Source organism: Faecalicatena contorta (assembly GCF_001404335.1).
GTDB lineage: Bacteria > Bacillota > Clostridia > Lachnospirales > Lachnospiraceae > Faecalicatena > Faecalicatena contortus_B.
The window spans coordinates 119,222-130,050 of sequence record NZ_CYZU01000009.1; the positions used below are offsets into that span (position 1 = coordinate 119,222).

Consider the following 10,829-nt stretch of genomic DNA (forward strand, 5'->3'; position numbering starts at 1 on the left):
TAGGTGGTTTTTTGTTGCATAAAAAGAAGGTGAAAAGATATGGCAGCAAAAAAGATAGGGGCAATCATAGCACTGGACGGAGAAAAGGAATTTAAGCAGAACGTCACATCATGCAATAAATCACTCTCTTCCCTAAAGTCGGAAATGGGGCTTGTCAAGGCACAGTGTGAAGGCCAGGAAAACTCTCTGCAATCCCTAAGTAAGAAGCATGAAGTCCTGATAAAAGTTTTGGAAGAGCAGAAGAATAAGGAAGAAGCGGTCCGGGCAGGACTTGACCATGCTAAACAGAGCTATGAAAAAGTAGGCGTCGGCCTGGATGTGCTTACGAAGGAACAGCAGGAACATGCGCAAAGGACAGAAGAGCTGAAAGAGGCTTATGCCGGTGCGACTAAGAAGCTGGATGAAATGAAGAAATCTGGCGAGGCTTCAAAGGGCGAAATTAAGCAGCAGGAAGCTACGGTAAAATCCCTGTCAGATGAACTTAAGAAGGAAGAAGCAGCCCTTAAGGATGTTAGTGATGCCATATCAAAAGGGGAACAGAATTACCAGTCTGCAGGAAACCGCGTGAAGGACTGGGAGGCAAAACTAAATACTGCAGAAGCGCAGGTTATAAGGGCAACGACTGCAGTGAACAAAAATGCTGCGTATAAGAGGGAAGCAGAGCAGTCTACGGATAAATGCGCAACTTCCATTGATGCGTTCGGCAAAGAAATAAAAAAAGCCGAAGAAATAACGATTGATTTTGGGACTATCGTTAAGACAAACCTTGGCAATACTGTGGTAAATCTTGTAAAGGATGCTGTAAGTGGAGCGGCAGCTTCCATAAAGGACTTGGAAAATGCTCAGCATCAATTCCAAGCCAGCACGGGCGCGACAACAGCGGAGATGCAGCGGTATAAAACTGTCATGAATGACATCCATAGCAATAATTTCGGGGATGACATCAATGATGTTGCAAGGTCTATGGCGTTGGTAAAACAATATACGGGTGAGCTTGATCCAGGAAAGCTACAGGAAATGACAGAGAATGGAATTGCCATGAGGGATGTCTTCGACATGGACTTAAGCGAGACTATCCGGGGTGTCGATGCTTTGGTGGAGAACATGGGGCTGACATCAGAGGAAGCCTTTGACCTGATGGCTAAGGGAGCGCAGAATGGGCTGAACAAATCCGGTGAGCTTGCTGACAACATTACGGAATACAGCCAATTATGGAGCCAGGCAGGATTTTCAGCAAAGGAAATGTTTGCTATTGTGGATAACGGCTTGCAGTCAGGTGCTCATAACCTAGACAAGGTTAACGATTTCGTAAAGGAATTCAGTATATCCCTAGCGGATGGAAGGATTGAAGAAAATATTGATTCTTTTTCCGAAGGGACAAAAACTCTTTTCTATCAATTTAAAACAGGGAAGGCGACAGCGAAAGATGTATTTTATTCTGTCATTAATGATTTAGATAAGACGGAGAATAAGCAGCAGGCACTGACCATTGCGAGCACGACATGGAGTGCCTTGGGCGAAGATAATGCAATGAAAGTGATCACTTCATTGAATAAGACGAATCATGCTTATGATGACGTAAAAGGAACAATGGAAGAGATCAATAATGTGAAATATGATACATTGGAAGCACGATTCCAGCAGCTGGGGAAGAAGTTTCAGACCGAAGTGGCAACACCTATTGTTGAGGAGGCGCTGCCATTGATGGAAGAGGGACTAGATCTCGTAATAGACAATATGGATACGCTTCTCCCACTCTTAGGCGGTGTAGGAGCTGGAGTGGCCGCATTTAAGACAGCAACCACAGCCGTAGGTTTATACGAGGCGGCTACAAAGACTGCGACAGCTGCACAGGGAATATATACTGCCACCACGGAAGGGGCATCTGTAGCCCAGGCAATTTTTAATGCGGTTTGCGAAGCAAATCCAATAATCCTAGTGGCGACAGCGGTTGTTGCCGCAGGGACAGCCTTAGCAATATATGCTAAAACCGCAGGCGAAGCAACAGATGAAGTAAAAAGACTATCCGAACAGAACCAAAGGCTTTGCGATTCCGCAAATGCGGTATCAGATTCGGCGGAAGAGCTTGTTACATCTTACGCGGACAGCACAGCCGAGATGAAAGCACAGGGCGAGTATGCCGGCCGGCTTGCAGAAAAGATTGAGGACTTGTCCGGGAAAACAAACCTGAACAGCGCGGAGACGGAAGTGCTGAGGGGATATATCGCAGAGCTGAACCAGTTAATGCCGGAGCTGAACCTATCCTATGATGAGCAGGCAGGCAAACTGAATATGACTAGCGAGGCCCTTGAAGAATACCTGGAGAAAAAGCAGGAAGAAATTGAAATGCAGGCGGCCCAGGAATACGCCATAGAGCTCTTAAAGAAACGTTCCGAGCTTGAGATCGAAGCCATTAAGCTCGAAGACGAGAAAGCTGAGATCAGAGGGGAGAATAATGAAAAAGAAATCTCCTCAATGACGGAGATTAGTTCCCTTATGAATGGGCTGACAACAGGTAATATGGATTATTACCGAAGTTTCAAAGAATTGTCAGAGGCACAAGATGAAAACAGCGAAGCCGTAGATAACAATAAGCAGAAACAGCAGGATATCCAGGCTGAATTGGAAGCAACTCAAGCTTACCTGGAAGAACATGGGATAAAATTAGACCTGATAACAGGGAAGACGGATGAGAATACGGCTGCAGCGGATCGGAATAGCCAGATGATGTCAGCGGCAGCGGACGCAAACAGCATAGCAGCCCAGACGATAACTGAGACTTATACCGGGATGCAGGAAAAGGTTTCAGAAGTCCTTGAGAGCCAGATGAATATGTTTGATGAGTTCAATGCAGGGACAGAAATATCCAGTGAACAACTCCTGGCCAACATGCAGGGGCAGATTGAGGGTGTAACGAACTGGGCTGATAATATGGCTATGCTTGCAGACAGAGGCGTGAACCAAGGGATTCTGGAAAAGCTGGCAGAGATGGGGCCTCAAGGGTCAACTTATGTGCAGGCATTTGCTGATATGACGGATGAGCAGCTGCAGCAGGCGAACGACATGTGGTCTCAGTCGCTTGATATGAAAGAAGGCGTAAACGCCAGTGTGCAAGGAATGATTGAGGAGTATACTGTTGCGCTGAATGGAGGACAAGAACAGGTAAACGCGGCTATGACTCAGCTGGGCGCAGATTCGGTTCAGGGGCTGGTGCAGGGAATAGGGCAGAACCTTGAGCAGACAAAAACAGCTGGAAAGTCTGTAGGTGATACGCTGACTACGGGTGCAAAAGATTCGCTGGAAAGCCATTCTCCATCACAGGTATTTGTCAGAATAGGACAAGATGTGGTTTCAGGGCTCACTGGCGGGATCAGCGGCTCGCAAAGCCAAGTAATGGCAGCTATGCAGGCAATGACGCAGCAAACCGTTACAACGGCACAGGCTGTATTGAATTCAGCGAACTTTTCACAAGTCGGAAGACAGGTTCCGTCCGGGATTCAGGAAGGTGTTAATTACGGAAAACCGGGAGTATTGAATAGCGTTAACATGCTTGGAACTGAAGCAAACTCAACTGCACGATACAAGCTGGATGCTAATAATTTCAGCCCGGTCGGCAGGCAGGTTACCACAGGATTGTCATCAGGCATAAGATCAGGCGATATCGACGTACGGAGAGAAGTAGACAACATTTCTAGAACTGCGCAGGACACGGGCCTTGATAGATGGACGCTGTACAATGAAGGCTGGAATGTATCGATGGGGCTGTCAGATGGTATATCTGCTGGTGAATCATATGTGATTAATGCAGTAGCCCAGATGTGCGCGAATGCAGTATCGGAGGCCCGGTCTAGGCTGGATGTCCGTTCCCCCTCCAAGGTATTTGAGGAAATTGGGAGCTATACAGCCGAAGGCTTTGGTATTGGATATGAGAAAAAGATGGGGCAGGTAAATGAAACAATACGCAGGAGCATGGAGATTCCTGAGGCTGGAAAGACGCATTTCAGTGGTTGGACAGGAAGCGATTCAGACATTATCGGGTTGTTGCAGGAATATCTTCCATATCTGCAGGATTTTGTGAATAAACAGACTTACATGTATCCAAGCAGGAGGGCTTTTAGAGAGGAAGTCATGGAAACCGCAAACTCGGGCATGATGCGGGCATTGAACAGAGAGAAGGTGAGATGATATGGAACTGAGCGCAACGCTTAACGGCAGGCATCTTCTGCGCGACTGGGGGCTGCACATTGAAAACAATGATATAATAAGCCCGCCGGAAGTCAATGATACATTTATTTCTGTTCATGGCGGAAAAGATTTAGATTTAACGGAAATGAACGGTCCCGTAAGCTATAAGAACAGGGAGATTAATTTGGAGCTTGGGGGATTGAAGCAAAAGCGCGAATGGAGAAGTTTTTTTACAAGATTTCTGAATACATACCACGGAAAACAGGTTCAAATTATATTTGATGATGATGCAGGATTCTTCTATAAGGGGCGTGCATATATACCAGATGATGCTGAAAAAGTAGCCAGGATAGGTACATTTAAGATGGAGATACACACTGAGCCTTATAAATATGAGATTCTGGGATCACAAGAGCCTTGGATATTTGACATATTCAATTTTCAGACCGGGGTAATAAGGTATATAGGTGAGAAAGTTATAACTTCCACTGACAACAGCATCAGGATACCAAAAGGGGATATGCTAACTGTACCTGTTTTTATAGTATCTCAGTCAGCAGGTCTAAAAGTGGTGTACCGAGGAAAAGAATATGCCCTTGGCACAGGTAGGAACAGGTTCCCTCAAATCAAAATCGGCGGAACAGATGAAATCCTATTGGTCTTTAAGGGAACAGGTATAGTGATAATTGAATACCGAGGAGGCAGTTTATAATGTATGAGGTGTACCTTGATGGGAGAATATTAGATTACCCGGGAGATGAAGAATGCGTCATATTGGAGCCGAAACTAGATCTTGCATTAAATGATGCAGGATCTTTTGAGTTTCTGCTTCCTCCATCAAACCCTGAATATGGAAGTATCCTGAACAAGAAGAGCATGGTACAGGTACTAAAGGACGGCGAAGAGATCTTTAACGGCGAGGTGATTGAATGTGAAAAGGATGCTGATAGTCTGGAAGAATGCTTTGTTGTTGGAGAACTTGCTTTCCTCTCCAGTTCAATTCAGCCGCAGGCAGTGTACCATGATTTGTCACCACGCCAGATGCTGGATACTTGGTTAAATATCCACAATACCCAAGTGGAAGAACGGAAAAAGTTTTATACGGGGATTGTGACAATACATGACAGCAATGACAGCATATACAGGTTCACAGACCGTGAAAGTACATTGGATGCCATAAGGGAGAAGCTGGTTAAAAAATTGGGCGGATATTTGCGAATAAGGAAGTCAGAAGGAAAGCGTTACCTTGACTGGATTTCACTGGAAGAATATGGGAAATACAGCAGTCAACCGATAGAATTTGGGGAAAACCTGCTTGATTATGCCGAGAACCTTTCAGCTGCAGATGTCGCCACAGCTATAATACCCTTGGGAGCAAGGCTTGATGAGAGCCCAATTGAAGGGCTTGAAGGTTATACTGATATTACCTCCGTAAACAATGGAAAGGATTATCTATACATTCCTGGAGCAGTAGAGCGTTTCGGGTGGAATAGGAAAGTTGTGAAATGGAAAGACGTGACACTTCCTGAAAATTTAAAGGAAAAGGGAGAAGTATGGCTAAGGGATAACCAGTATGAAGCTATGGTGTTAGATATTCGGGCACTAGACTTGTCAATGCTAGATCCGGAAGAATATGAAGATTTTAGACTGGGAGACAGGATCCATGCTTATGCAGAACCATATGGGATGGATCGTGTTTTTCCTGTCCAGTCAATGAGAATTTTTCTGCATGAGCCTTCGAAGAATAAGCTGCAGCTTGGAAATAAGCAGATAAAAACGTATACCAAGCATGAAGCGGATACACAAAAGCAGATCAATGCAGAGGAAGAAGAAAACCGACGTATTACAACAGACTGGATGAAGTCAGCTGTGGATAACCTGACGCAGATGATGACAGGAAGTGAAGGCGGTTATAAAATCGAAGAATATGATGATGAGAAACACTGGCTCCGTACCTTAATCATGGATGCACCAGATAAAGAACATGCCCAAAATGTGCTCCAGTTCAACAAGTATGGCATTGGAGGATCGCATAACGGTTTTAACGGTCCGTATACAGTAGGCATGACATTAGACGGAACTATTATAGGGGAACGTATAAAAGCCGGATCTGTACAGGCGGAGGCTTTGTCGGTGGAATATAAGGCGGGAGTTACCGCTGAAATTACTGCTAAATTTAAAGTCGCAGAAAACCTCATTTCTGCAGAAGTCAAGCGGGCTACTGGACAAGAAGTTGAGCTTGCGGCATCCATAAAGGTTACATCCGATTTAGTGCAGACCAAGGTATCTAAGGGAGAGTTCGGAACATACATGCAGCAGTATTACAACTTCTTCCTGTATGGATTTAATGGTAATAGTAAATACGTCCAGATCAATCCCGGGGAAATAGCCATATATGACAATGGAGTTACTGACAGCAAGAAAAGATCGGCATTCGACCAAAACGGGAATCATTTCTGGCGAGACGGATACTATGTCGGGAAAATAGGGACAAACCAGTGGAAACAAAATCCTGCTCACAAGGGCCTGGTCTTTGATCTTGATTACCAAGGAAAGTATATGGCATTTGCCTATTTGGAAACTCCAAATGATAGTGAATATACAACCATGTGGACGTTCTCACGGGCGAATAGTATTTTTTCCAGGCAGGGACTCCATGCCGGATGCGACATAGACATGCATAACTGGACACTCAGAAATGTGAAAGTAGAAAGCCTTCAGGCCGGCGGGTACTTAGGCTGGTCAGGGGAGATCCCAATTATAACCGAAATACATGACAATGGCGATGGTGGTATCGGCTGGAGCTACAGCAGAATAACAGTGAGCAATGGAATCATTACATCTGCACCAAGATAGGAGAATACATGGAGCTAAAAATAATAGAGGGTGAAAAACCTAAAATAGCACAGGACGCAGAGGTGACCACTGTAGATATGAAAGGAGCGTTGTATGCAGAAAGAGAATCAGGAACAGAAGAAGCCAAAACCAGTGACAGTAAGAATTGATGAATTTAAAACAAATCTGAATAGGGTAGTGGCTGAATCTCAGCTGCCGCCTTTTTTGTTGGAAATGCTCCTCGGAGAGTATCTGGCCGGTGTGAGCCAAGTGGCGAAACAGGAGTATGCTCAAGACCGGGCAGAATGGGAAAAGGCAGGTGAATTAGATGGCGGATATAAGCAAGGAGATTAAGAATTTTCAAGAGGCCGTATATGGCGAAGAGGTGCGTGGAAGCATGGTCTCCTTAGCAAATAAAGTAAATACCGAATCCACGAATGCCGCAACATCGGCGGCAGAGTCTGCAGCGCAGGCAAAAGCGGCTAAAGCCGTGGCCGATACAGCTGCTCAAAATGCGAATGCGAAGGCAGCTCTTGCTGATTCTGCGGCCAAAACAGCTTCGGAGGTAGCCGGTACTGTCCAATCTAAATTGGATAATGGGGACTTTATAGGGCCGCGTGGTCCACAGGGAATACAGGGGATTAAAGGAGATACCGGTCCACAGGGGGAAAAGGGAGATACTGGGGCGCAAGGACCTCAGGGGCCGGTTGGCCCGCAAGGAAACGAAGGGGCAGCTGTTATTACAAGTCTCAACCCTGGATGCTTCGCAATGTCCGTTAACTCAGAAGGGCATTTGCTGTTAGTTCACAATGACAATGAACCGGCGCCGCCATTTTCAATACAGGATGGACGGCTGGTTTACACTTTATCATAAGGAGGAAATGATTATGGCACAAACATTAGATTTAGGCAGTGTTATAGGCCCGCAGGGCCCGAAGGGAGAAACAGGCGCAACAGGGGCAATGGGGCCACAAGGTCCAAAAGGCGATACGGGAGCAACGGGGCCACAGGGACCCGCTGGCGCAAAGGGCGCTACTGGTGCCACTGGACCACAGGGAGCTGCGGGAGCTAAGGGAGCTGACGGGGCAACCTGGCTTTTTGGAACAACGGCTCCAACTACGCAGGGGAAGACGGGCGACTTTTTTTAAACACTGCGAACTTCGATGTTTACAGTAAATCCACGGGAAGCTGGGCTAAAACAGGAAATATAAAAGGAGCCACAGGGGCGCAGGGCATAAAAGGTGATACCGGTGCTACAGGACCTCAGGGGCCGCAGGGATTGAAAGGTGATACGGGGGCAACCGGAGCAAAAGGTGCTACTGGCGCACAAGGCCCTAAAGGTGACACGGGAGCGCAGGGACCAAAAGGGGATACTGGTGCTGTTCCGACGTTTTCTATTAATGCAAGCGGGCATCTGATAGCCACATATGAATAGGAGGTATTGAAATGGCAACATCAACGGTTGATTTAGGTAGCGTCAAGGGTCCGAAGGGGGATACTGGTGCACAGGGGCCCAAGGGGGATACCGGTCCGCAGGGACCAGAAGGGGCAAAAGGAGCAACTGGGGCCCAAGGTCCAAAAGGCGATACAGGAGCAACGGGGCCGCAGGGGCCCGCTGGAAATATCAATACTTCCATAGCTACATTTACACAGGCGTCCACCCGGGCTAACATAGAAAGCGGGGATACAGGCTCCACGATATTCGGAAAGATCAAAAAGTGGTTTGCGGACTTGGGGACGGCTGCATTCTGTGCAGTCGTTAATAATGCAACAACCACGGCAGCAAATACCGTCCTGGATGGAAGGATGGGGAAGACACTGCAGTCCGGAATTGATGAACTAAATAGCAATTTGAACGCTGCGAATTTTGATCTGACGGTATCCACATACTATCCAACTACTAATGTAATCGTAAGCGGCCGGACAGTACAGTTGCATTGTAGTGGCCTGATTGTAAAAGATGTGCCTGCAAATGCAGAATTGGCGGTAGGCACTCTGCCAGAAGCATACCGGCCGCCGTACAAAGTCATTAAATATGTACTCGGCGCTGGCACCGCAGATCGGTTATTCCGGGTATCCATCGATGTAGACGGCAAAGTGACATACGCAGCCACAACAGCAGCCGCAACGGGGGTCGGCGTAAATATTAATGAGACTTTCGTGGCCCGATCAAAATAATTATTTTATATAAAAGCAAAATTGATGTTGATCCCAGTCGTGATGGGAATTGCTTGTGACGGAACAACCGTAAAAGCACCATCAGTTGTAATATCAAGACGGATTATATTGCCCCCTCCACATAGAATTTCCTGAGAGATTTTATATGTAGGCCTCATATTTTCTGGGAGAGTACCGACACTATAGCTTGTGCCCGCATTCATTGCTGCATTCGGTACTGTGCTACACCTTAGATATTTAACTCCAGCTTTTACAGCCGCATTAACATTAAGGTAGTTTTTATTCAGGATTGTAGTACTTCCGTTCAAATTGCTATTTAGTTGAACAATTAAATATGGAACTTTTTAACCAGGACTTGCAAATGCAGTCCTATTTTATTGCCCGTCCGGAGGCGTATCCGGCAGAAAGGAATAAAGAATGGAAAAAATTATTTTGACAGACAACACCGAGATTGAGATTAAGGCAGGAGCCAGCCTGGGAGCTATTACGGCAACCGCAACAGATTTTACGGCGTTGGGGGTTATTGCAACAGCGTTGACAGCTCCGGGAAACATGGATAGCGTCAAGTTTAAGACAGGCGATACAATTACTGGAGAGTATGCCGATATGAAGCTGGAGAGTCCGTTGTTCCGGACTGTGGACATCGTGGGAGACAGAGTGGAGGCCACGTTTGCGATCCGCGAAAAGACAGAGGTGGAACTGGCAATTGAAGAACTGCGGGCCGGGCAAGAAGTACAGGACGGGGCCATAACCGATTTAGGGGATGTGGTGAGCACGATTGTAGAAGGAGGTATACAGTAATGGTTAAATTTTATTTGACTCGAATTGAAAAAGGATTAATCACAGTAGAAGAGGTACCGACGCTCTGGAGAGCTGCGGTAGAGGCAGGAATGAAAACAGAACAGTAGGGGAGTGGGCTTGATGGAACCAGAGATTGCAGTAGCCATCTGCTCACTGATCGGGACGCTGGTCGGCAGCCTGGCCGGTATTATGACGGCGAACAAGCTGTCTACATACCGGATTGAGCAGTTGGAAGAAAAAGTTAAAAAACACAATAACCTAGTGGAACGTATGATAATCGTTGAGCAGTCTACAAAGTCGGCACACCACCGGCTGGACGAGCTTTATGCGGAAAGAGAGGAATAATCATGAAAAACAGAGAGTATTGGATTGGGTGGGCGAAGAAAGCGGGAATCAGAGCATTAAAAACAGCTGCACAGACGGCGGTGGCGCTGCTTCCTGCGGCTGCAACTATCGCGCAGGTGGATTGGTTGACAGTAATCGGGACAGCAGCACTGGCCGGTGTAGCGTCGGTACTGACTTCTCTGGCCGGCCTGCCGGAACTCAATAACACAGATTCAGGGGATGCAGAATAAGCGTCCTCTTTTTAACAGAAGGAGATCGAATATGAATAGATTAATTATTGACGTAAGTGAGCATCAGGGGAACATTAACTGGGATCAGGTAAAGAGCACGGGAGTGGAGGGCGTAATCATCCGCTGCGGGTATGGTGACAATATCGCCAGCCAGGACGACAAGCAATGGAAACGGAACGCAGATGAGTGTACCCGCTTGGGGATCCCATTCGGGACATATATCTATAGCTATGCAACCAGCATGGCCCAGGCAGA

The 10,829-nt window shown here is 46.7% G+C and carries 11 protein-coding genes; all 11 read left to right on the plus strand.

Annotated elements, in window-relative coordinates; all coding sequences use genetic code 11:
- Nucleotides 1-39: 39 nt before the first annotated feature.
- A complete protein-coding gene (locus tag ARB69_RS06900; RefSeq protein ID WP_055152206.1) occupies nt 40-4,185 on the plus strand; it encodes a phage tail tape measure protein in 4,146 nt (1,381 codons plus the stop codon).
- 1 nt (nt 4,186) lies between these two features.
- Nucleotides 4,187-4,897, plus strand: coding sequence for a hypothetical protein (locus ARB69_RS06905; protein ID WP_055152208.1), 711 nt, complete (start codon nt 4,187-4,189; stop codon nt 4,895-4,897).
- On the plus strand, nt 4,897-7,041 hold the full coding sequence (locus tag ARB69_RS06910) for a phage tail protein (protein ID WP_055152210.1): 2,145 nt from the start codon (nt 4,897-4,899) through the stop codon (nt 7,039-7,041). Before ARB69_RS06905 ends, ARB69_RS06910 begins: the two co-directional genes overlap by 1 nt.
- Nucleotides 7,042-7,134: 93 nt before the next feature.
- Nucleotides 7,135-7,374: a hypothetical protein gene (locus ARB69_RS06915; protein WP_055152212.1), complete on the plus strand. Its 240-nt coding sequence runs from the start codon at nt 7,135-7,137 to the stop codon at nt 7,372-7,374.
- Entirely contained in the window at nt 7,349-7,894 is a 546-nt protein-coding gene (locus ARB69_RS06920) for a collagen-like protein (protein WP_055152214.1), read from the plus strand. Before ARB69_RS06915 ends, ARB69_RS06920 begins: the two co-directional genes overlap by 26 nt.
- Nucleotides 7,895-7,907: 13 nt before the next feature.
- Nucleotides 7,908-8,168 (plus strand): collagen-like protein, encoded by a 261-nt coding sequence (locus tag ARB69_RS27895; RefSeq protein WP_055152215.1) that lies wholly within the window; start codon nt 7,908-7,910, stop codon nt 8,166-8,168.
- A gap of 298 nt (nt 8,169-8,466) precedes the next feature.
- A complete protein-coding gene (locus ARB69_RS27135) occupies nt 8,467-9,198 on the plus strand; it encodes a collagen-like protein (RefSeq protein WP_055152226.1) in 732 nt (243 codons plus the stop codon).
- A 417-nt stretch (nt 9,199-9,615) separates the two neighbouring features.
- On the plus strand, nt 9,616-9,999 hold the full coding sequence (locus ARB69_RS06935) for a hypothetical protein (protein ID WP_055152228.1): 384 nt from the start codon (nt 9,616-9,618) through the stop codon (nt 9,997-9,999).
- Nucleotides 10,000-10,119: 120 nt separating this feature from the next.
- Complete coding sequence (locus ARB69_RS06940) at nt 10,120-10,344, plus strand: hypothetical protein (protein WP_055152230.1); 225 nt, start codon at nt 10,120-10,122, stop codon at nt 10,342-10,344.
- A gap of 2 nt (nt 10,345-10,346) precedes the next feature.
- Nucleotides 10,347-10,574, plus strand: a complete 228-nt coding sequence (locus tag ARB69_RS06945) for a holin (protein WP_055152232.1) — start codon at nt 10,347-10,349, stop codon at nt 10,572-10,574.
- Nucleotides 10,575-10,605: 31 nt separating this feature from the next.
- Nucleotides 10,606-10,829: GH25 family lysozyme (locus ARB69_RS06950; RefSeq protein ID WP_278312362.1), on the plus strand; the 224-nt coding region annotated here is incomplete at its 3' end.

What these genes read in the sequence shown, in the direction of transcription:
- ARB69_RS06900 (WP_055152206.1), top strand. Translation starts at nt 40, where the DNA reads ATGGCAGCAAAAAAGATAGGGGCAATCATAGCACTGGACGGAGAAAAG.
- ARB69_RS06905 (WP_055152208.1), top strand. Translation starts at nt 4,187, where the DNA reads ATGGAACTGAGCGCAACGCTTAACGGCAGGCATCTTCTGCGCGACTGG.
- ARB69_RS06910 (WP_055152210.1), top strand. Translation starts at nt 4,897, where the DNA reads ATGTATGAGGTGTACCTTGATGGGAGAATATTAGATTACCCGGGAGAT.
- ARB69_RS06915 (WP_055152212.1), top strand. Translation starts at nt 7,135, where the DNA reads ATGCAGAAAGAGAATCAGGAACAGAAGAAGCCAAAACCAGTGACAGTA.
- ARB69_RS06920 (WP_055152214.1), top strand. Translation starts at nt 7,349, where the DNA reads ATGGCGGATATAAGCAAGGAGATTAAGAATTTTCAAGAGGCCGTATAT.
- ARB69_RS27895 (WP_055152215.1), top strand. Translation starts at nt 7,908, where the DNA reads ATGGCACAAACATTAGATTTAGGCAGTGTTATAGGCCCGCAGGGCCCG.
- ARB69_RS27135 (WP_055152226.1), top strand. Translation starts at nt 8,467, where the DNA reads ATGGCAACATCAACGGTTGATTTAGGTAGCGTCAAGGGTCCGAAGGGG.
- ARB69_RS06935 (WP_055152228.1), top strand. Translation starts at nt 9,616, where the DNA reads ATGGAAAAAATTATTTTGACAGACAACACCGAGATTGAGATTAAGGCA.
- ARB69_RS06940 (WP_055152230.1), top strand. Translation starts at nt 10,120, where the DNA reads ATGGAACCAGAGATTGCAGTAGCCATCTGCTCACTGATCGGGACGCTG.
- ARB69_RS06945 (WP_055152232.1), top strand. Translation starts at nt 10,347, where the DNA reads ATGAAAAACAGAGAGTATTGGATTGGGTGGGCGAAGAAAGCGGGAATC.